We start from the raw sequence: 21,816 nt of genomic DNA, 5'->3' as shown, positions 1-21,816 counted from the left end.
GACATGGCATCCCGCATTCTCGGCGTCACCGGCGGCATAGGCTCCGGAAAGACCGCCGCCACCGACCATTTCCAGCGCCTTGGCATCACCGTGGTCGATGCCGACGTGGTATCGCGCGAGGTGGTGCAGCCGGGGCAGCCGGCACTGGCCGCCATCGCAGCCCACTTCGGTACCGAGGTCATCGATGAACATGGCGCGCTGCGCCGCGCCGTGCTGCGCGAGAAGGTGTTTGCCGATCCTGCCGAGCGCAAGGTGCTGGAGTCAATCACCCATCCGGCCATCCGGGAGGCCCTGCAGCGGCAGCTGGCCGCCGGGACTTCGCCCTACGTCATCCTCGCCTCGCCGCTGCTGTGGGAAAGCGGTCAGGCCGAGATGGTGCAGCGCACCCTGCTTGTCGACGTGCCCGAGGCGGTGCAGCGTGCCCGTGCCAGCAGCCGTGACGGCGTCAGTCCGGCACAGATCGATGCCATCATGGCGGCACAGTGGCGGCGCGAGCAGCGCCTGGCACGCGCCGACGACGTGCTCGACAACACCGGCACGCTGGAGGCCCTGCAGCAGGGCGTGGAACGCCTGCATCAGACCTATCTGGCCTGGAGCCGTGACGAATGAGTCCGAAACATGACCTGACTGACGGCGCGGTGCGCATGATCGCCTGCCCGCATTGCCGGCAGCCGGTGCGCTGGGAGCCGGCATCGCGCTTCCGTCCGTTCTGCAGCGAACGCTGCCGCCTCATCGACCTCGGTGCCTGGGCCAGCGAACGCTATGCCATTCCGGTGAGCTCATCGCTGGACGACGAGGTGTCAGACGAGGACGGCAGCGACCTCAGGCAAACCCGCTGATCCCCATCACGCCCTGCCCGCCCGACTCGCGCGCCCGAGCGACATCCGCCGGGCGCAGACCGCCGAGGGCATAGACCGGCAGGGTCGCTGGCGCCACCCAGTCAGCCCAGGTGTCCCAGCCCAGTCCCGGCGCGTCAGGATGCGAGGACGTCGGCAGCACCGGCGACAGTGCAACGAAATCCATGCCCAGACGCGACGCCAGCGCCAGTTCGTCCGGGTTGTGCGCGGCCATGGACAGCCAGTGGTTGCGGCGTGGTCGCTGCAGCAGGGCTGAATCACTCGCGGCCGCCACGGCAGCCGGAAGGTGCACGCCAGCCGCCGCGGGACAGTGCTGCAGCCGGCGCGGGTCGCCATGCAGCATGACCGGGATGTTGCGCGTGGCGGCCAGCGCCACCAGCTCGCCTGCCAGCGGCAGGTAATCGGCGTCCGGCCAGTCCGGCAGGCGCAGCAGCCAGCCCTGATCCGCAAAGGCGCTGTCGGCAGACTGGCGCAGACATGACAGGGCCCAGGCGCGCACGGCAGCGGCATCGGGCAGCGCGGGCGTGATGCGCCACAGCGCAGGCAGACGCGCCGCCGCGACGATGGGCACGTTGGCCGCCGGAAAATCCAGCGTCACCAGATCCTGCAGCGGCCACCAGCGTATCGTCTGCCCTTCCCGTCCGACATCACCCGACACGGCATCGGCACCTGCGAAGGCATCGACCAGCCAGACCGACAGGGTCACCGACTTGTCCGGGTAATCATGGGCAATGCGGATCAGCGGCTGGTAGCACGTGGCGGTGATGCCCAGCTCCTCGTGAAGCTCGCGCACCAGCGCGACCGGTTCGGGTTCGCCGGGCTCGACCTTGCCACCGGGAAACTCCCACAGCCCGCCCTGATGGACGCCGTGCGGGCGGCGAGCGAGCAGCACACGACCGTCATGACCGCGGATGACCGCCGCCACGACCAGGACGCGCTTTCTGCTCATGCCTGAAGACGCGCCGCTACCGTCAGGAACGGTAGTCGGCGTTGATCTTGACGTAGTCGTAGGAGAAGTCGCAGGTCCATACCGTATCGGCACAGCTGCCACGGCCCAGGTCGATGCGAATGGTGATTTCCGGCTGCTGCATCACCGCGGCGCCCTGCGCCTCGGTGTAGCTCGCGGCCGCGCCACCGTTCTCGCACAGCAGCACGTCATCGAGCCAGACATTGATCCGGGTGACGTCCAGCGCCGGCACGCCGGAGCGGCCGATGGCAGCAAGAATGCGGCCCCAGTTGGGGTCGGAGGCAAAGAAGGCGGTCTTGATCAGCGGCGAATGCGCCACGGCATAGGCGACGTCGCAGCACTCGTCGGTGCTGCCACCCCCCTCGACACGTACCGTCATGAACTTGGTGGCACCTTCGCCATCGCGCACGATGAGCTGTGCCAGACGCAGGAACACGCGCGCCACGACCTCGCGCAGCGCGGCGTAGAGCTCGCCATCAGCCGCGGTGACCGGGGCATTGCCGGCCTTGCCGGTGGCCACCAGCACGCAGGCGTCGTTGGTCGAGGTGTCGCCGTCGATGGTGATGCGGTTGAAGGAGGCCTCGTTGACCTCGCGCAGCAGTGCCTGCAGCACCTCCTGCGTCACCGCCATGTCGGTGGCGACATAGCCGAGCATGGTGGCCATGTTGGGGCGGATCATGCCGGCACCCTTGGAGATGCCGGTCACCGTGTAGGTGATGCCGGCGACCGTGAACTGCTCGCTGGCGCCCTTGGGCAGGGTATCGGTGGTCATGATGCCGCTGGCCGCCGCCGTCCAGTTGTCCGCGTCAAGCGCCGCCAGCGCGGCCGGCAGTCCGGCCTGCACGCGCGCCACCGGGAGCAGCTCGCCGATGACGCCGGTGGAGAACGGCAGCACCTGGGCCGGTTGCACACCGGACAGGCTGGCCAGGGTCTCGCAGGACAGCTCGGCGGCAGTCATGCCGGGAGCGCCGGTACCGGCATTGGCATTGCCGGTGTTGATCAGCAGGTAGCGCGGGGCGGCAGCCGCCAGATGGCGGCGGGCCAGCTGCACCGGCGCGGCGCAGAAGGCGTTGGTGGTGAACACGGCGGCCGTGGTCGCACCCTCGGCCAGCTCGAACACCACCAGATCGCGACGGTTCTTGTAACGCACGCCCGCCTCGGCAATGCCGATACGAACGCCGGGCACCGGGTGCATCACCGGCAGAGACAGATCACCCACGGGCATGACGCGCTCCTTGTCGAATTCAGGCCAGCTGGCCGTGACATTGCTTGTACTTGCGACCCGAGCCGCAGGGGCAGGGATCGTTGCGACCGATCTTGGCACCGGCGCGCACGAAGGGCTGGTCACCGGCAGCGGCCGCCGCATCCGCAGCAGGCGGAACCGGCAGCGGTTCGCCGGCTTCGATGGCGGCCATCTCGGCTTCGGCCTGGGCGGCATCGGCATGCTCGAAATGGATGGCCATGGCAGCGGCTTCGGCCTCGCGCTGGGCCTCCATCGCGGCGACTTCCTCTTCGGTGGGCACATGCAGGCGCGCCAAGGTCTGCACCAGCTCGAGCTTGACCGCATTGATCAGCTGCTCGAACAGCTCGAAGGCCTCGCGCTTGTACTCCTGCTCCGGATTCTTCTGGGCATAGCCGCGCAGGTGGATGCCCTTGCGCAGATAGTCCATGGCCGCCAGATGATCCTTCCAGTGGCGATCGATGACCTGCAGCATGAGCTGCTTCTCCAGCGAGTCGGCGACGCTGTCCTCCATGCGCGCACGCTTGCTGCGCCATGCGCCCAGCAGCTCGTCGCGAATCTTCGCGCGCAGGCTTTCCTCGTGCAGCTTGTCGTCCTCGTCCAGCCACTGCTGCAACGGCAGAGTGATGCCGAAGTCAGCTGCCAGCGCCTCGGTCAGGCCCGGAATGTCCCACTGCTCTTCCAGGCTCTGCGGCGGAATGTAGGCATTGATGACGCTGTCGATGACATCGGCATAGATCAGATCGATGTTGTCGCGGATGCTGCCGGTCTTGAGCACGTCATCGCGCTGGGCGTAGATGGCGCGACGCTGCTCGTTGGCGACGTCGTCGTACTTGAGCAGGTTCTTGCGGATGTCGAAGTTGCGCGCCTCGACCTTGCGCTGCGCGCCCTCGATGGACTTGGATACCCAGGGATGCTCGATGGCCTCGCCCGGCTTCATGCCCAGCGACTTCATCATGCTCTTGACCCGCTCGCTGGCGAAGATGCGCATCAGGTCGTCTTCCAGCGACAGGTAGAAACGGGTCACGCCCGGATCGCCCTGACGACCGGAACGGCCGCGCAGCTGGTTGTCGATGCGGCGTGACTCGTGGCGCTCGGAGCCGATGATGTGCAGACCGCCCGCCTCCATCACGCGGGCATGATCCGCTTCCCAGGCGCGCTTGAGCGCCTCGGTCTGTTCCGGCGTGATGGCGTCGCCAAGCTTGGCCGCCTCGGCCTTCCAGTTACCGCCGAGCAGGATGTCGGTACCACGACCGGCCATGTTGGTGGCGATGGTGACCGTGCCGGAACGACCGGCCTGGGCGACGATCTCGGCTTCCTGCTCATGGAACTTGGCATTCAGCACGCGGTGCGCGATGCCGGCCTTGTCGAGCAGACCGGAGAGCAGTTCGCTGGTCTCGATGGTCGCGGTACCGACCAGGATAGGCGCGCCCTTGGCGCGGAATTCCTGGATGTCCTTGACGATGGCCTCGAACTTCTCCATCGGGCTGAGGAACACCAGGTCATCGAGGTCCTGGCGCACCATCGGACGATGGGTGGGAATGACCACCACATCGAGGCCATAGATCTGGCGGAACTCCGGGGCTTCGGTGTCGGCGGTGCCGGTCATGCCGGACAGCTTGCGATAGAGACGGAACAGGTTCTGGAACGTGGTGGTGGCCAGGGTCTGGTTCTCGGCCTGGATGCGCACGCCCTCCTTGGCCTCGACCGCCTGGTGCAGGCCTTCGGACCAGCGCCGTCCCGGCATGGTGCGGCCGGTATGCTCGTCGACGATGACCACGTCGCCGTTCTGGATGATGTAGTGCACGTCACGGTGGAACAGCACATGCGCACGCAGTGCGGCATGCACGTGATGCAGCAGATTGAGATGCGCCGGCGAGTACAGGCTCTCGCCCTCGGCGAGCAGCTCCATCTCGACCAGGCAGGCCTCGACATGCTCGTGACCGGCCTCGGTCAGCTCGACCTGGCGCGACTTCTCGTCGATCCAGTAGTGACCGCCGTCGGCCTGGCCTTCCTCGGCCTGCCGGGTGAGACGCGGGATCAGCGTGTTGATCAGCTGGTACAGACGCGAGGAGTCCTCGCTGGCACCGGAAATGATCAGCGGCGTGCGTGCCTCGTCGATGAGGATGGAGTCGACCTCGTCGATCAGGGCATAGGCGTGACCACGCTGGAAGCGATCCTCGAGACGGAACGCCATGTTGTCGCGCAGGTAGTCGAAGCCGAATTCGTTGTTGGTGCCGTAGGTGATGTCGGCGCGGTAGGCGGCGCGCTTCTGGTCGCCGGGCTGCTGCGAGCGCACGACGCCGACGCTGAGGCCGAGGAACTCGAACAGCGGACGGTTCCACTCGGCGTCACGCGCGGCCAGGTAGTCGTTGACGGTGACCACGTGCACGCCCTCGCCCGAGAGGGCATTGAGGTAGGCCGGCAGGGTCGCGGTCAGGGTCTTGCCTTCACCGGTTCGCATTTCCGCAATGCGACCCTCGTGCAGGGTGATGCCGCCAATCATCTGCACATCGTAGTGCCGCATCCCGAGCACGCGCTTGGCTGCCGTGCGGCAGACCGCAAAGGCCTCGGGCAGCAAGGCGTCAAGCGACTCGCCCGCCTTGAAGCGCTGCTGGAACTCGGCCGTGCGCGCCTTGAGCTGGACATCATCGAGAGCGTCGGTGGCTGCCTCCAGGGCATTGATGCGCTCGACGATCAGTCGCATGCGCTTGAGCTCGCGGTCGTTCTTGGTTCCGAACAGGCCACTGACTAGGCGTGAAAACATGGTCAACACTCGATGATGGCGGACAAATCAGCGCAACATTCTACCGACTTTCGCCAGTGGCGGCACCACGATCGCGGAAATGAAAAGGCCCGGACATGCCGGGCCTTCATGAACAGCAGCAAGGATCAGCGCTTTGCCAGGGTCAGCACGCTGCTCGGGTCGATGTGCTTGCCGTTGCGCAGCACCTCGTAGTGCAGGTGGGTGCCGGTGGAACGGCCTGTCGATCCCATGTAGGCGACCAGCTGATCCTTGGTGACAATGTCACCGGCCTTCACGGCCAGCGCACGCGCGTGGGCATAGCGTGTCACCAGACCATCACCGTGATTGATCTCGACCAGGTTGCCGTAGCCGGCACGCTGGCCAGCAAAGGTCACCACGCCGTCAGCCACCGAAAACACGTCGCTGCCTTCGGGACCGGCAAAGTCGATGCCGCCGTGAAATGCCGTGCGACCGGTGAAGGGATCGGTACGGTAACCGAAGCGCGAGGTCATGTAGCCGTCGCGTACCGGGGAGTTGTCGAGATCGACATGGGCATGACGGCGCCCCTGCAGAACACTGCCGAGCGCGCGCAGCTGGGCTTCGCGCACCGCCAGCTCTTCGGACAGGCTGCCGATGCGGCGTTCGAGATTGTCACCATCCAGGCGAATGCTCAGCGGCTCTTCAGGACCGCCCATGGGCGGCTTGCTGCTGAAGTCGAACTCGTTGCCCTTGAGATCCGCCTGCTCGACCAGATGCTCGCCCAGTGCATCGATGCGCATCATGCGCGCCTGCATTTCAGCCAGACGTGCGCTCATGGCACGCAGCTCTTCCTGCTGGGCGGCATCAGCCGCGCTCAGCACAGGGCCCGTCTCGGAACCGAACAGCTGCTGCGCGGACCAGTAGGCACCAGCGCCCAGCAGGCCGGAAACCGCGAGCAGAACACCCGCCGCTGTTGCCAGCAGGCGGGGCTGGAGATGCAGAGTCAGGGGGCGCCCCTGTCTGCGGCTCAAAAAAATCACGTTCATCGTAAACAGCACCTCATTTCAGGCTAACCTGCAGCCACGAGGAGTGGGTCGACATCATGCGCCACAATCAACCTGTGACACTTGCCAAGCTGCTGGACAGTCATGCCTTGACACGGTCGCGTCAGCGTCATGGGCTGACACGCGAGCATGAAGCAGTCTGGCAGTCGGTAGTCGACGTTTCACTCCGGTCTGGCTGCCGGTTGCATGGCTTGCGCGAGGACACGCTGACACTGGCCGTCGACTCCGCGACACAGGCCAGCCAGTTGCGCTACCTCCAGCGCATAATCCTGCAGCAGCTGCAAATTCACCCGGCATTCAGCCAGGTGCAGAAGCTGCGGATCGTGGTGATGCCACGGGCTGTTCAGCCGACAAGGAAAGCAGTGAATCCGCTGCCCAGACTGAGTCGCACGACGGCAACACACCTCCGGCAAATTGCTGATTTGCTGGAGGATCCGGAGCTTAGCGAACGTCTGCAGCGCTTGGCAAGGCATGTACAACGCTGAAAAAATGTGCAAGCAGGCGGCCGTGGAACCAAGATAAAGTTCCACAAAACCTGCCAATCCGGTTAAATTTCAGTCAGTTAGACCTGCAGGCACGCACAGGATCAGTGCACGGCATCCGCACGCACATAGGTGATCGGCGTCAGACTTTCGTCATCAAATGTCACAATTTCCCAGGCATCGGGGTTGTCGACCATGGCGCGAAGCAGCTTGTTGTTCATCGCATGGCCGGCCTTGTAGCCCTCGTAGGCGCCCAGGATGCCCATGCCGAACAGATAGAGGTCACCGATGGCATCGAGCATCTTGTGACGCACGAACTCGTCCTCGAAGCGCAGCCCCTCCTCGTTCATGACACCGTCTTCGCCGACCACGATGGCGTTGTCCATGCTGCCGCCGAGCGCCATGTTGTTGGCATGCAGGTACTCGATGTCACGCAGGAAACCGAAGGTGCGGGCGCGGCTGACCTCGTTGACGTAGGCGGTGGTCGAGAAGTCGACGCTGGCCCATTTGTGGTCGTCATGAAAGGCCGGGTGATCGAAGTCGATGGTGAAGGAGACCTTGAAGCCGTCGTAGGGATCGAAGGCGGCGATCTTGTCACCGTCACGCACTTCGACACGGCGGGTGATGCGGGCAAAACGCTTGGGCGCGTCCTGCTCGGCGATGCCGGCAGCCTGGATCAGGAACACGAAGGGACCTGCGCTGCCGTCCATGATCGGGATCTCGGGGGCACTGACATCGATCACGGCGTTGTCGATGCCAAGGCCCGCGAGAGCCGACATGAGATGCTCGACGGTTCCGACACGCACGTCGTCATCCACCACCAGGTTGGATGACATGGTGGTCTCGCGCACCAGGTCGGCACGGGCCGGGATCAGCACGGGCGGATCGAGATCGGTACGGCGGAACACGATCCCGGAGTCCACAGGTGCCGGCCGCAGGGTCAGGTAAACCTTTTCCCCGCTGTGCAGGCCCACGCCACTGGCGCGGATGACTTGTCTTACGGTGCGTTGTCTGAGCATTTGTTACAAATTATTTCAAGGCCAGACCCATCGTAACAGACCCGGCCACCCGCCTCAATCTGCCTGCCGACGAAGGAAGGCCGGGATGTTGAGCAGGTTCATGTCGCTGCGACGCGCACCGCCGTTGGCGACCTTCTGGTTGCGCAGATAGGCCGGCGTGTCGAGATCGGCATAGGGATCATGGCTCGGTGCGGCGGCCGAGGCGGCAGTGGCGACCTGGGCGGCCGGCTGGCCAGCAGCCATGGCGGCGGCCGGGGCAGCAGGCGCAACGGCAGCAGCGGCGGCAACCGGTGCCGACGGCACCAGGCCAAGACGCTGACCGATGCTGGCACGACCCACCATGTTGTGCTGGATCTTGGGCAGACCGGTGGCCACCACGGTGACGCGGATCTCGTCGCCCAGGGTTTCGTCGAGAATGGTGCCGATGACCACGGTGGCCGACTCGGAAGCAAACTCGGAGACGATGTCGCCCACCGTGGAGAACTCGTCCAGACCCAGGCTTTCGTTGGCGGCGATCGACACCAGCACGCCACGGGCACCCTTGAGCTGCACATCATCGAGCAGCGGGCTGTGGATGGCCATCTCGGTGGCGATGCGGGCGCGCTCTTCACCCTTGGCGGAGCCGGTACCCATCATGGCCAGGCCCTGCTCGGACATCACGGTGCGCACGTCGGCAAAGTCGACGTTGATCACGCCCGGATTCAGGATCATGTCGGCGATGCCCTGCACGGCGCCCTGCAGCACGTTGTTGGCGGCCTTGAAGGCATCGACCAGCGAGACCTTGCCCAGCACCTGCAGAAGCTTGCCGTTGGGAATGGTGATCAGCGAGTCGACATGGCTGGCGAGCTGCTCGATGCCATGATCGGCAACATCCATGCGCTTCTTGCCCTCAAACGGGAACGGCTTGGTGACCACGCCGACGGTGAGGATGCCCATTTCGCGTGCCACTTCGGCAATCACCGGGGCACCGCCGGTACCGGTGCCACCACCCATGCCGGCGGTGATGAAAACCATGTCGGAGCCGGCCAGCGATTCGCGGATGCGGTCACGGTCCTCGACCGCGGCCTGACGACCGACTTCCGGATTGGCACCGGCACCGAGACCGCGGGTGACGCCGTCACCGAGGTGCAGCAGGGTCTTGGCACTCATCTTGTTGAGCGCCTGCTTGTCGGTGTTGGCGCAGATGAAGTCGACACCCTGCACCTGGCTCTTGACCATGTGCTCGACCGCGTTGCCGCCACCACCACCAACGCCGATGACCTTGATGACCGCAGAACCCAGTTCGGGAATGTTGTCTGCCAGTTCGAAAATGTTCGTCATGTTGTTTCTCCAGTCTCCGAGAGACGTGTGCCGTTTATGTGTTGCTTGCCGTGAGGCATTCCCTGCCCGATTGGCCGGTCATCCTGACCGGCATGTCGCCTTGAGATCAGAAGTTGCTGGCGAACCAGTGCTTCATCTTGCCGAAGAACTCGCCATAGCCCTCGCCGTGACGGGCATTCCGGGTGCCGCTGTTGCTGCCGGTGAGTGCCAGCTTCTGCTTGCCGTACATGAGCAGGCCGATGCCGGTGGCATAGACCGGGTTGTGCAGGTATTCGTCCATGCCGCCGACACGCAGCGACTGCGGCATGCCGATGCGCACCGGCAGATGAAAGATGGATTCCGCCAGCTGCACGGCGCCATCGATCTTGGCCGAGCCACCGGTCATGACGATGCCGGCGGCCAGCTGATCGGCGTAACCGCTGCGCTCAAGCTCGTGCTGGACCAGGCTGAACAGCTCCTCGTAGCGCGGCTCGACGACAGCAGCCAGGGTCTGGCGTGCCAGGGTGCGGGCCGGACGATCGCCCATGCCGGGCACGCTGATGGTCTGCTCCGGATCCACCATCTGCGGGACCACGCAGGCATGCTTGACCTTGATCTCGTCAGCTGCCGGCGTCGGCGTGCGCAGCGCCATGGCGATGTCATTGGTGACCTGGTCGCCCGCGATGGGAATGACCACGGTGTGGCGGATGGCGCCACGCATGAAGACGGCAATGTCGGTGGTGCCGGCGCCGATGTCGATGAGGCAGACACCCAGCTCCTTTTCATCCTCGGTGAGGACGGCATGGCTGGAGGCCAGCTGCTCGAGAATGACCTCGTCGATCTCGAGACCGGCGCCGCGCACGCACTTCTCCAGGTTCTGCGCGGCGTTGGCCGAGCAGGTCACCAGGTGGATGTGGCCTTCAAGACGGACACCCGCCATGCCCAGCGGACTGCGCACATCGCCCTGGTCATCGACCACGAACTCCTGCGGCAGCACATGCAGGATGCGCTGGTCAACCGGATTGGCGCCGGACTTGGCGGCGTCGATGACGCGATCCAGATCGCTCTGCATGACCTCGCCATCGCGGATGGCAACCACGGCCTCGGCGTTGCGACCGCCGATGTGGCTGCCGGCAATGCCGATGAAGGCCGAGTGGATCTTGCAGTCAGCCATCAGCTCGGCTTCGCCGACCGCGCCCTGGATGGCCTCCATGGTCTGATCAATGTTGACCACCACGCCCTTGCGCAGACCCTTGCAGGGCCGCGAACCGACGCCGACGATCTCCAGCGTCTGCTCACCCGGATTCACCTGGCCGACCAGGCAAACCACCTTGGAGGTGCCGATATCCAGTGCGACGATCATCTGTGGTTGTGACAATTGGTTTGCCATGTCTTCCATCCCGGTCACCAGGTGACCCATCTGCTCTTCAAAAAAATCCCGACAACTCGTCAGCCAGCCTCAAGGCTCAGCTGGCGCGCCGCCACCCGATGGCCACGCCGTTGCGATAACGCAGGTCCACGCGCGCCATGCTGGCCACATCCGCGGCCAGCTGACGGTCATACAACACGATGAAACGAGCCAGCTTGGCCAGACTGTCCTGTCCGTCCACCAGCAGCTCGATGTCGCCTTCAAGGCCGACCACCCAGCTCATGCGATCGGTCAGGTGCAGGCGCTCTATGCTCAACCCGACCTCACGCAGCACACGCTCCATGGCCTGGTACTGCGCCAGCACATAGGCGGACTGGGCACGCTGGCCGGACAGAACCGGCAGACGCTCGACGCCCTTGGCACGCTGCGGCCGGAACACCTCGCCTTGCGCAGTGAGCAGACCGGAGTCACCCCAGCGTGCCACGGCAACCTTTTCCACCACCTCGACGCGGACGCTGTCCGGCCACTCCCGGCTCACCTGCACCGAGGCCACCCAGGGAAAGCGTCTTGCCGCCTGCACCAGGTCATCCAGATTGACGGTGAAGAAGCTGCCACGCACGCTGCGCTCGAGTGCCAGCTGCAGGCCGGCGCGATCGAGCTGGGCCAGCTGCCCGTCGATGCGCACGCTGCGGATGGGTGTCTCGCGCTGCCAGTCCTGCACCAGATGCATGACGCCCATCACCATCACCACCACCGAGGCCAGCGACACCACCGCCATCAGTCGCGACAGCCAACGCGCCGAGCGCGTCGATGCGGCGTCGACGCCCTCTTCGCGTGGCTCACGGCGTGCTGCAACGGGACGGCGGGTGGCCTGCTTCATGGCGAGCTCCGGAGTTACGCCAGGGTTCCGGCCAGGATGGCCAGCACCAGGTCGGTGAAATCCATGCCGGCCGCCTTGGCAGCCATGGGCACCAGCGAGTGATCGGTCATGCCTGGCACGGTGTTGATTTCCAGCAGCCAGAAGCGGCCGTCACGGTCACGCATGGCATCGATGCGACCCCAGCCGCGCGCACCCAGCACCTGGAAGGCCTCGAGCGCGATCTGCTGCAGCTGCTGCTCTTCCTCGGCAGCCAGTCCGCAGGGAATGCGGTACTGGGTGTCGTTGCGCTGGTACTTGGCTTCGAAGTCGTAGAAATCCTTGGCCGGGATCATGCGGATCACCGGCAGCGCACGCTCGTGCAGAATGGCCACGGTGTACTCGCTGCCCTCGATGAAATGCTCGGCAATCACCTCGCCGTCATGCCCGGCAGCAACCTCGTAGGCACGGGCCAGCTCGTCGACGCTGTAGACCTTGGCCATGCCGATGCTGGAGCCTTCGCGAGCCGGCTTGACCATCAGCGGCAGACCCAGGGCCTCCACCACGCCGGCGAAGTCCATGCCGGCATGCAGACGACGGTAGGTCGGCGTGGGCAGTCCGCAGCCCAGCCAGAGCTGCTTGGTGCGCGCCTTGTCCATGCCGATGGCCGAGGCCATGACGCCACTGCCGGTATAGGGCACGCCGAACTGCTCGAGCACGCCCTGGATGACACCATCCTCGCCGCCACGGCCATGCAGCACGATGAAGGCACGGTCGAAGCCCTGCACTTCCACGATGTCGCGCTCGGCCGGGTCGAAGCCATGGGCGTCGACCCCGACAGCCTGCAGCGCCTTGAGCACGGCAGCACCGCTGATCAGGGAAATCGGACGTTCGGCTGCAGTACCGCCGAAGAGCACCGCAACCCGACCGAACTGCTTCACATCCAAGGCTTTCATGTCTTCTCTCACTTCTTCTGGCTGCCGAGATACAGGCCGTGCTGGGCCAGATCGACAGCAATGGCGCCGACCGTGCCGGCACCCTGGGTCAACAGGACATCGCCGGGCTGCAACAGGCCGGGCAACAGCTGCGCCAGTTCATCAGCGCTCTCGATGAAGACCGGATCGACCACGCCGCGGGTACGGATGCTGCGCGACAGCGCGCGACCGTCGGCGCCGGGAATCGGCTTCTCGCCGGCACTGTAGACATCGAGCAGGAGCAGCTGGTCAACCGTGGACAGCACATGCACGAAGTCATCGAAACAGTCGCGCGTGCGGGTGTAGCGATGCGGCTGGAACATCATCACCAGGCGGCGGCCGGGATAGGCCTGACGGGCAGCGGCGATGGTGGCGGCGACTTCGCGCGGGTGATGACCGTAGTCATCCACCAGCTGCACGCCACCGGCCTCGGCGAGACGCTGGAAGCGGCGACCGACGCCCTGGAAGTTGCCCAGGGCGCTGACAATGGCCGCATCCTCGACCTCTTCATCGGTCGCGATGGCGATGGCGGCCAGCGAGTTCAGGACATTGTGCATGCCCGGCAGGTTGAGCGCGACGCGCAGCGGCTCATGACCGGCACGCAGCACGGTGAAGTGGGTCTGCAGGCCTTCCTGGACGACATCGATGGCGCGAATGTCGTTGTCGGCATCAAAGCCGTAGGTGATGGTCGGGCGACCGATCTTCGGCAGCAGCTCGCGCACCACCAGATCATCGCCGCAGACCACGGCCAGTCCGTAGAACGGCAGGTTGTGCAGGAACTCGATGAAGGTGTGCTTGAGCACCTCGAAATCGCCGCCGTAGGTGTCCATGTGATCGGCATCGATATTGGTGACCACGGACGCCATCGGCTGCAGATGCAGGAAGGAAGCATCCGACTCATCAGCCTCGGCCACGAAATAGCGGCTGCTGCCGAGCTTGGCGTTGGTGCCGGCGCTGTTGAGCAGGCCGCCGATGACGTAGGTCGGATCAAAGCCGCCTTCGCCCAGGATGGAGGCGATCAGGCTGGTCGTGGTGGTCTTGCCGTGGGTGCCGGCAATCGCGATGCCATGGCGGTAGCGCATCAGCTCGGCGAGCATTTCGGCACGACGCACGATGGGCAGACGACGCTCCTGGGCTGCCTTCACTTCCGGGTTGCTGGCATCGATGGCCGTCGACACCACGAGCACGTCGGCCTTGTCGATGTGTGCGGCGTCATGGCCGATGAAGATCTCGGCACCGAAGGACTTGAGGCGGTCCGTGGTCTTGCCGGCCTTGGCGTCGGAGCCGGCCACCTGGTAACCCTGGTTGAGCAGCACCTCGGCGATGCCGCACATGCCGGCACCACCGATGCCGACAAAGTGGATGCGCCGGATGCGGCGCATTTCCGGAATTTCAATCAGGCGGGTGCGCGGGATGTTGCTCATGCGTTACCTCGAAGAATGGCATTGACGACCAGCCCGGTGGCATCCGGCCGGGACAGGGCACGGGCCTTCACGGCCATGTCCTGCAGGCGGGAACGATCGAGCAGCTCGCGAAGGGTGTCGGCGAAGGACTCGGGTGTCAGATCGCGCTGCTGGAACAGCACGGCGGCACCGGCATCGCTCAGGAAGCGAGCATTGGCGGTCTGGTGATCATCGACGGCATGCGGAAACGGAATCAGGATGGAGGCCACGCCAGCGGCGGCAAGCTCGGATACGGTGAGCGCGCCACTGCGGCAGATCACCAGATCGGCCCAGCCATAGACCGCTGCCATGTCGTCGATGAAGGGCAGGATCTCGGCATCGACGCCCAGGCGACGATAGGTTTCTTCCGCCTTGCCGGCGTGCTTGCGACCGGCCTGATGGCGGATCTGCGGACGCTGTGCCGGATCAAGATGGGCAAAGGCCGCCGGCACCAGCTCGTTGAGCGCCACGGCACCGAGGCTGCCGCCCAGCACCAGCACGTGCAGGGGACCGCGACGGCCCTGATAACGCTGCTCGGGGCCGGACAGGTTGCAGATCTCGGCACGTACCGGATTGCCCACCCAGTCGACATTGGCCGCTGCCGGAAAGGCCTGCGGAAAGGCCTGCAGGATACGGGTCGCGAAATGCGACAGCGCCTTGTTGGTGAAACCGGCCACGGCATTCTGCTCATGCACGTACAACGGCAGGCCGGCCAGGCGGGCAGCCAGGCCACCGGGGCCGGTGACATACCCGCCAAGACCGATGACCGCATCCGCCTCGACGCGGCGGAACAGCGCCAGCGACTGCCAGAGCGCGCGCAGCAGCTTGAAGGGCGCCTGCAGTAGTGGCTTCAGACCGTTGCCGCGCAAGCCGCCGACATCCAGATAGGTGATGTCGATTCCTGCGGCCGGCACCACATCAGCCTCGATGCCGGCACGCGTGCCCAGCCAGTGGATGCGTACGCCCTGGGCCTGCAGGGCGCGCGCCACGGCGAGCGCCGGAAACACGTGGCCACCGGTCCCGCCGGCCATGACCACCACGGACTTGACGAGCGTCATGCCGACCTCCCCGCGCGCCGCACGCCACGCTCGCGCACCTCGCCCGACTCGGCGTCGATGCGCAGCAGCACGGCCAGCATCATGAACACGATGACCAGGCTGGAGCCGCCGTAGCTGACCAGCGGCAGGGTCAGACCCTTGGTCGGGAAGAAGCCGATGTTGACGCCGATGTTGATACAGGACTGGATACCGATGATCACCGCCAGCCCGTAGGCGACGTAGGCGGAAAACAGCTGGCCGGCCTTCTCGGCACGCTGGCCGATGCGCAGCGCCGAGGCCACCAGGGCGACCACGGCCAGCAGCAGCAGGAACACGCCAATCAGTCCGAACTCCTCGGCATAGACGGCGAACACGAAATCGGTGTGTGCCTCCGGCAGATAGAACAGTTTCTGCACACTGTGGCCGAGGCCGACACCAAACCAGTCGCCACGGCCGAAGGCGATCAGGCTCTGCACCAGCTGGTAGCCGGACCCGTACTGGTCCTCCCAGGGATTGGTAAAGGCCAGCAGCCGCTTCATGCGATAGGGTTCGGCAATCATCACCGCGACGCCGGCCAGCGCCACCACGCCGGACATGGCAAGAAACTGGTTCAGCGGAGCGCCGGCCAGGAACAGCATGGCCATGACGGCGGTGAGAATGACCAGGCTGGCCCCGAAGTCAGGCTCGAGCAGCAGCAGGAAGAGCACGATGCCGACAAACGCCAGCGGCTTGACGAAGCCGGCGAGACGGCTGCGGACTTCCTCCTGACGACGCACCAGATAGGCGGCCAGCGCAATCACGGCGCCCATCTTCATGACTTCGGAGGGCTGCAGCGTGATGCCGCCAAACCCGATCCAGCGCATGCTGCCGTTGACGCGACGACCGATGCCCGGAATCAGCACGATCAGGATCAGGAACAGCGCCAGCAGGAAGAACGGATAGGCATAGCGATGCCAGACCTGCATCGGCACCTGCATGACCACGGCGGCCGCACACAGACCGATGCCGAGATAGACGAAGTGGCGCACGAAGAAATAGAACGGGTTGTCGAAGCTGGCTTCCGCCACCCCCATGGAGGCTGATCCGACCATGACCAGACCGACGCAGAACAGGAACCCCGCCGACAGCAGCAGGATCTGGCGTTCGCTCAGGTTGGCGCGGACATCGCGCAGCAGCTCCAGCGGGCGGGCGAGAAGCGTCATCATCAGACCTGCCCCTCCACCAGGCGGCGCACACCCGCCACGAACTGGTCACCGCGATCCTCGTAGTGCTTGAACATGTCAAAGCTGGCACAGGCCGGTGACAGCAGGACGGCATCGCCAGGCGCGGCCAGTGCCAGCGCCGCCACGATGGCCTCGTCCAGGCTGCTGCAGTACTGCTTGCTGATCGGCGCCTGCACGGCATGGTCGATCTCCAGCGCATCCTCGCCGATCAGCAGCAGGGCCTTGCCGTAGCGAGCCATGACTGGAGACAGCGGACTGAAGTCCTGACCCTTGCCTACGCCACCGGCAATCAGCAGCAGCTTGCCGGGAATGGCCGCGCCCAGACCGCGAATGGCGGCCAGCGTGGCACCGACATTGGTGCCCTTGGAGTCGTTGTACCAGCCGATGCCGTTGACCAGCGCCACACGCTGGCAACGGTGCTTGAGTCCGGAGAATTCGCGCAGCGTGGCCAGCATGGCCTCGCGCGGGATGTTCACGGCTTCGCCCAGGGCCAGGCAGGCCAGCGCGTTGGCAACGTTGTGCTCACCGAAGATCTGCAAGTCCGACACCGGCATCAGGGCTTCGCGGCCACGGGCCAGCCAGGGCTTGCCATCGACCAGACGCACGCCGAAGTCGCCCAGGTCCGGCTCACCGAGGCCGAAGCTGGCGCGCGGCAGATCATCAGCGATCAGCGGCATGGTCAGGGCGTCGTCGCGGTTGAACACGAAGCGCTGGCAGTTGCGGAAGATGCGGTGCTTGGCCTGGTGGTACTCGACCATGCCGGCATAGCGGTCCATGTGGTCTTCACTGATGTTGAGCACCACGGCAACCGCCGCCTTCAGCGAGTGCGTGGTCTCGAGCTGGAACGAGGACAGCTCCATCACGTAGAGGTCCTTGTCGCCTTCCAGCAGCATGTCCAGCACCGGGGTGCCGATGTTGCCGCAGACGCCGGTACGCAGTCCGGCGCGCTCCGCCATCAGGCCGACAAGCGTGGTCACCGTGCTCTTGGCATTGGAGCCGGTGATGGCGACGATGGGCGTTTTCACCTCGCGACAGAACAGCTCGACATCCCCCACCACCGGAATACCGCCACCGAGACGCGCGGCAGCGATGGCCGGCTCGTTGATGGAGATGCCCGGGCTGCAAACGATCTCGCGTGCCTTGAGCAGCAACGATTCGTCGAGCTGACCGAGACTGACCTCGACTTCGGGAAACTCGGCACGCAGTTCCGCCAGGCCGGGCGGCGTGTCGCGCGTGTCGTTGACCGCCACCGGATAGCCCTGACGACGCAGGAAGCGCACGCAGGAGAGCCCGGTCTTGCCCAGACCGACCACCACCCGCAGACCGTCACGCTGAATCAGCATCGTCATCTCCTCAGCGCAGCTTCAGGGTCGCCAGACCCACCAGCACGAGCATGAAGCTGATGATCCAGAAGCGCGCGACCACGCGGGTTTCCGGCCAGCCCTTGAGCTCGAAGTGATGATGAATGGGCGCCATGCGGAAGATGCGCTTGCCGGTGAGCTTGAAGCTGGCCACCTGCAGCATCACCGACACCGTCTCCATGACGAAGACGCCGCACATGATGAAGAGCACGATCTCCTGACGCACGATCACGGCGATGGTGCCGAGCACGGCGCCCAGCGACAGCGCGCCGACGTCACCCATGAACACCTGTGCCGGATAGGCGTTGAACCAGAGGAAGCCGAGGCCGGCACCGATGATGGCGCCGCAGATGATGATCAGCTCGCCGGTCCCGGCGACGAAGGGAATCTGCAGGTAGCTGGCGAACTTGATGTTGCCGGTCAGGTAGGCGAACACCGCGAGCGCGCCGGCGACCATGACCGTGGGCATGATGGCGAGGCCGTCGAGGCCGTCGGTGAGGTTGACCGCGTTGCTGGCACCGACGATGACGAAATAGCTGAGCACGATGTAGAACAGGCCCAGCGGCAGGATGATGTCCTTGAAGAACGGCACGATCAGGCTGGTCTCGACCGGCGTCTTCGCGGTCAGGTAGAGCGCGACGGCAGCGCCGAGGCCGCCGAGGGACATCCAGAAGTACTTCCAGCGGCTGGGCAGGCCGCGCGGGTTCTTCTCCACCACCTTGCGGTAGTCATCGACCCAGCCGACCGCACCGAACACGGCCATCACGGCGAGCACGATCCAGATGTAGAGGTTGTCGAGACGCGCCCAGAACAGCGTGCTGACCGCGATCGCGATCAGGATCAGGGCACCGCCCATGGTCGGCGTGCCGGTCTTGGCGAGGTGGGTCTGCGGACCGTCGGTGCGGATGGCCTGGCCGAACTTCATCTCGCGCAGCTTGTCGATCAGGCGCGGACCCAGCCACAGCGACAGCGCGAAGGCGGTGGCGATGCTGAGCATGAAGCGGAAGGTGAGGTAGCTGAAGACCCCGAAGCCCTTGTAGCCGGGCGCCAGCTGTTCGGCGAGCCAGAGCAGCATGTCAGTGATCTCCTGTCTGACCGGTGAGCGCGGACACGACGCGGTCCATGTGCGCACTGCGCGATCCCTTGACCAGGATCGACACGACGCCGCTGAGTTCGGCCTCGAGCGCACGAATCAGGTCCGCCTGCTCGCTGAACTGGCGAGTACCCTCGCCGAAGCCGCGGGCATAGTCGCCACGGTGGCGACCGACGACATACATGGCATCCATGGCTTTCATCCTGGCGTACTCCCCTACTTCTTCATGGCCGGCAGCAGCCGACTCGCCCAGCTCGCCCATGTCACCGACCACCACCAGACGACGTCCCGGCAGTTCCGCGAGCAGGTCGATGGCCGCCTTCATGGCGACCGGATTGGCGTTGTAGCTGTCATCGATGACGCAGATGTCCTTGCCCAGGCGATGCAGCACGGCGCGCCCGGCGTAGGGACGCGCCTTCTGCAGGCCGCTGACGATGGTCTCGATACGGATGCCGACGGCATGCGCCAGCGCGGCAGCCGCGAGGGCATTGGCAACCTGGTGGCGCCCGAGCAGCTGCAGCTGGACCGGGGCGCTGCGCTCGCCGACCTGCAGCATGAAGCGGTACTGCGCCATGCCGTTGCTGGCGATGTCGGTGGCACGAAGGGTGGCCGGCGCCTGTTGCGAAAAGGTGATGACCCGCTTCGGATCCAGCTTCTGCAGCCAGAAGTTGGCGAAGTCGTCATCACGATTCACCACGGCGATGCCGTTGTCCGGAAGGGCGTCATAGATTTCGCCCTTGGCGCGGGCAATGCCTTCGCGGCTGCCGAAACCTTCGAGATGGGCAACGCCGACATTGGTGATGACCGCGGCATGCGGCTGCACCAGACCCGCCGTGTAGGCGATCTCGCCGGCATGGTTGGCGCCCAGCTCGAAGACGCCGTACTGGTGCTGGTCACGCAGACGCAGCAGGGTCAGCGGCACGCCGATGTCGTTGTTGAGGTTGCCGATGGTGGCCAGGGTCTCGCCCTGCTCCTCGAAGATGCGCGCTGCGAGCTCCTTGGTCGAGGTCTTGCCGGCACTGCCGGTCATGGCGACGCGGATGACGTCCGGGAAGCGGGCACGCCAGGCAGCGGCAATCTGGCCCAGGGCGCGGTGTGCATCCGCGACAATGATCTGGGGAATGCCGGCCTGGGGATCCATGCGGGTGACGATCGCGGCCAGGGCGCCCTTGCCGGCCGCCTGGGCGATCAGCGTGTTGGCATCGAAATTCGGCCCCGACAGGGCAATGAACACATCACCGGCATGCAGCGAACGGGTATCGGTGGAAAAGCTGCCGGCATCGGCATCCAGGCCGATCAGCTCGCCACCCACCTGACGGGCGATGTCGGACAGTCTCATGACTGCGCCTCCAGACCGAGAACCTGGCGCACCTGGTCCGCATCGTTGAAGGGGTAACGCACGCCCATGATCTCCTGGTAGGTTTCGTGACCCTTGCCGGCGATCAGCACCACGTCCTCTGGACGCGCCTCGCGCAAGGCATGGGCAATGGCTTCGGCACGATCCGCCACCACCACGACATCGACATCTGCCGGCATGCCGCTGCGGACATGGGCGATGATCTCGTCCGGCGCTTCCTCGCGCGGGTTGTCGGTGGTGATGACGACGCGATCGGCGAGTTCGGCGGCGACGCGGCCCATCTGCGGACGCTTGCCGGTATCGCGACCGCCGCCGCAGCCGAACACGCACCAGAGCTGCCCGGTCGTGTGCTCGCGTGCGGCCTTCAGCGCCTGCTCGAGCGCATCCGGGGTATGTGCGTAATCGACCACGGCCAGCGCCGAACCGGCGTTGCGCAGGCACTGCATGCGACCGGCCACCGGCGGCACGGCGGCCAGCGCGGCAGCCGCTGAGACGGCGGAGTGGCCCAGGGTCATGAGACCGCCCAGCACCGCCAGCAGGTTGCTGGCATTGAAGCGTCCGAGCAGCGCGCTGTGCAGCGCGATCACGCCCTCGGGCGTGCGCACGCGCAGCTGCAGCCCCTGCAGCGAGGGTTGCACGGACTCGGCCACCAGCTCGGCATCACTGGCCGGATCCAGGCTGTAGCGCAGGCAGCGCACGCCCGGGGCGAGCAGGCTGCGATAGATGGCACCCTGCGGATCGTCCGCATTGATCACGGCAGCCTTGAGATCCGGCCACTGGAACAGCAGGCCCTTGGCTGCCGCATAACTGGCCATGTCTCCGTGGTAGTCGAGATGATCACGGGTCAGGTTGGTAAAGAGGGCGGTATGGATGCGTGTGCCGGCCATGCGCCCCTGCTGCAGGCCATGCGAGCTTGCCTCCATGGCGATGCAGCGGGCACCGCGATCACGGAAGGAGGCCAGCAGCCCCTGCAGCTGCAAGGGATCAGGGGTGGTGAACTGCGACGGCAGCAGCTCGCCGTAGAAGCCGTTGCCGAGCGTGCCGATGACCGCGCTGCGCTGGTGCAGCTGCTCCAGTGCACCGGCCAGCAGATTGGCGATGCTGGTCTTGCCATTGGTGCCGGTCACCGCGAGCACGGTCATCGCGGCCGAGGGCTGGTCGTGGAAGCAGGCGGCAAGGTCGCCAAGACGCTGGCTGAGCTCCGCCACCACGACCACCGGCACGGATCCGCAGACGCCGTGCTGCTGCCAGTCACCGCCCGCCTCGGCAAGCACCAGGCGGGCACCGGCGGCCACGGCGGCCGGGATATGCTGGCGCGCATCATGCTGGATGCCGGCCAGCGCGACGAAGGTGTCGCCCGGCTGGATGCGACGCGAATCGACGATCAGGCGCGATACCTGCAGATCGGCGGCAGCGGCAGGGGCATCGCTCAGCCAGTCACGCAGCAGCAT

At 65.6% G+C, this 21,816-nt stretch carries 19 protein-coding genes; 3 read left to right on the top strand and 16 right to left on the bottom strand.

Annotation, left to right across the window (positions count from 1 at the left end; genetic code table 11):
- The first annotated feature begins 3 nt into the window (after window positions 1-3).
- Entirely contained in the window at window positions 4-609 is a 606-nt protein-coding gene (coaE, locus tag F595_RS0109525; RefSeq protein WP_022956642.1) for a dephospho-CoA kinase, read from the top strand.
- On the top strand, window positions 606-839 hold the full coding sequence (locus F595_RS0109520; RefSeq protein ID WP_022956641.1) for a DNA gyrase inhibitor YacG: 234 nt from the start codon (window positions 606-608) through the stop codon (window positions 837-839). Before coaE ends, F595_RS0109520 begins: the two co-directional genes overlap by 4 nt.
- On the opposite strand, the gene F595_RS0109515 is transcribed toward F595_RS0109520, so the two are convergent.
- The 4 genes from F595_RS0109515 to F595_RS0109500 all read right to left on the bottom strand — a co-directional run bounded on the left by F595_RS0109515 (window position 823) and on the right by F595_RS0109500 (window position 6,835).
- Window positions 823-1,806, bottom strand: a complete 984-nt coding sequence (locus tag F595_RS0109515) for a Nudix family hydrolase (RefSeq protein ID WP_022956640.1) — start codon at window positions 1,804-1,806, stop codon at window positions 823-825. The genes F595_RS0109520 and F595_RS0109515 overlap by 17 nt on opposite strands.
- Window positions 1,807-1,828: 22 nt before the next feature.
- On the bottom strand, window positions 1,829-3,049 hold the full coding sequence (gene argJ, locus F595_RS0109510) for a bifunctional glutamate N-acetyltransferase/amino-acid acetyltransferase ArgJ (RefSeq protein WP_022956639.1): 1,221 nt from the start codon (window positions 3,047-3,049) through the stop codon (window positions 1,829-1,831).
- Window positions 3,050-3,068: 19 nt separating this feature from the next.
- The gene (gene secA, locus F595_RS0109505) at window positions 3,069-5,831 is read right to left on the bottom strand and encodes a preprotein translocase subunit SecA (RefSeq protein ID WP_026913457.1); all 2,763 of its coding nucleotides are present in this window, start codon (window positions 5,829-5,831) and stop codon (window positions 3,069-3,071) included.
- Window positions 5,832-5,956: 125 nt separating this feature from the next.
- Entirely contained in the window at window positions 5,957-6,835 is an 879-nt protein-coding gene (locus F595_RS0109500; protein ID WP_022956637.1) for a M23 family metallopeptidase, read from the bottom strand.
- Between the two features lie 56 nt (window positions 6,836-6,891).
- Here F595_RS0109500 and F595_RS0109495 point away from each other — a divergent pair, with 56 nt between their 5' ends.
- On the top strand, window positions 6,892-7,338 hold the full coding sequence (locus F595_RS0109495) for a DUF721 domain-containing protein (RefSeq protein ID WP_022956636.1): 447 nt from the start codon (window positions 6,892-6,894) through the stop codon (window positions 7,336-7,338).
- A gap of 101 nt (window positions 7,339-7,439) precedes the next feature.
- Here F595_RS0109495 and lpxC read toward each other — a convergent pair whose 3' ends face one another.
- The 12 genes from lpxC to F595_RS0109435 all read right to left on the bottom strand — a co-directional run bounded on the left by lpxC (window position 7,440) and on the right by F595_RS0109435 (window position 21,816).
- A complete protein-coding gene (gene lpxC / locus F595_RS0109490) occupies window positions 7,440-8,354 on the bottom strand; it encodes a UDP-3-O-acyl-N-acetylglucosamine deacetylase (RefSeq protein ID WP_022956635.1) in 915 nt (304 codons plus the stop codon).
- A gap of 54 nt (window positions 8,355-8,408) precedes the next feature.
- Window positions 8,409-9,665, bottom strand: coding sequence for a cell division protein FtsZ (ftsZ, locus tag F595_RS0109485; protein WP_026913456.1), 1,257 nt, complete (start codon window positions 9,663-9,665; stop codon window positions 8,409-8,411).
- A gap of 115 nt (window positions 9,666-9,780) precedes the next feature.
- Window positions 9,781-11,043, bottom strand: coding sequence for a cell division protein FtsA (gene ftsA / locus F595_RS0109480; protein WP_026913455.1), 1,263 nt, complete (start codon window positions 11,041-11,043; stop codon window positions 9,781-9,783).
- Window positions 11,044-11,119: 76 nt separating this feature from the next.
- Complete coding sequence (locus tag F595_RS13630) at window positions 11,120-11,902, bottom strand: cell division protein FtsQ/DivIB (RefSeq protein ID WP_022956632.1); 783 nt, start codon at window positions 11,900-11,902, stop codon at window positions 11,120-11,122.
- 14 nt (window positions 11,903-11,916) lie between these two features.
- Entirely contained in the window at window positions 11,917-12,834 is a 918-nt protein-coding gene (locus F595_RS0109470) for a D-alanine--D-alanine ligase (RefSeq protein ID WP_022956631.1), read from the bottom strand.
- A gap of 8 nt (window positions 12,835-12,842) precedes the next feature.
- On the bottom strand, window positions 12,843-14,276 hold the full coding sequence (murC, locus tag F595_RS0109465; protein ID WP_022956630.1) for a UDP-N-acetylmuramate--L-alanine ligase: 1,434 nt from the start codon (window positions 14,274-14,276) through the stop codon (window positions 12,843-12,845).
- A complete protein-coding gene (murG, locus tag F595_RS0109460; protein ID WP_022956629.1) occupies window positions 14,273-15,352 on the bottom strand; it encodes an undecaprenyldiphospho-muramoylpentapeptide beta-N-acetylglucosaminyltransferase in 1,080 nt (359 codons plus the stop codon). The genes murC and murG overlap by 4 nt, the downstream gene beginning before the upstream one ends.
- Window positions 15,349-16,536, bottom strand: coding sequence for a putative lipid II flippase FtsW (gene ftsW, locus F595_RS0109455; RefSeq protein WP_022956628.1), 1,188 nt, complete (start codon window positions 16,534-16,536; stop codon window positions 15,349-15,351). The genes murG and ftsW overlap by 4 nt, the downstream gene beginning before the upstream one ends.
- On the bottom strand, window positions 16,536-17,897 hold the full coding sequence (gene murD / locus F595_RS0109450; protein WP_022956627.1) for a UDP-N-acetylmuramoyl-L-alanine--D-glutamate ligase: 1,362 nt from the start codon (window positions 17,895-17,897) through the stop codon (window positions 16,536-16,538). Before murD ends, ftsW begins: the two co-directional genes overlap by 1 nt.
- 10 nt (window positions 17,898-17,907) lie before the next feature.
- Window positions 17,908-18,990, bottom strand: coding sequence for a phospho-N-acetylmuramoyl-pentapeptide-transferase (gene mraY, locus F595_RS0109445; protein ID WP_022956626.1), 1,083 nt, complete (start codon window positions 18,988-18,990; stop codon window positions 17,908-17,910).
- Between the two features lies 1 nt (window position 18,991).
- The gene (locus F595_RS0109440; protein ID WP_022956625.1) at window positions 18,992-20,347 is read right to left on the bottom strand and encodes a UDP-N-acetylmuramoyl-tripeptide--D-alanyl-D-alanine ligase; all 1,356 of its coding nucleotides are present in this window, start codon (window positions 20,345-20,347) and stop codon (window positions 18,992-18,994) included.
- A complete protein-coding gene (locus F595_RS0109435; protein ID WP_022956624.1) occupies window positions 20,344-21,816 on the bottom strand; it encodes a UDP-N-acetylmuramoyl-L-alanyl-D-glutamate--2,6-diaminopimelate ligase in 1,473 nt (490 codons plus the stop codon). The genes F595_RS0109440 and F595_RS0109435 overlap by 4 nt, the downstream gene beginning before the upstream one ends.

Source organism: Perlucidibaca piscinae DSM 21586 (assembly GCF_000420045.1).
GTDB classification, from domain to species: domain Bacteria; phylum Pseudomonadota; class Gammaproteobacteria; order Pseudomonadales; family Moraxellaceae; genus Perlucidibaca; species Perlucidibaca piscinae.
Note: the sequence above shows the minus strand (reverse complement) of the source record. Positions and strands in the feature narration are given on the sequence as shown.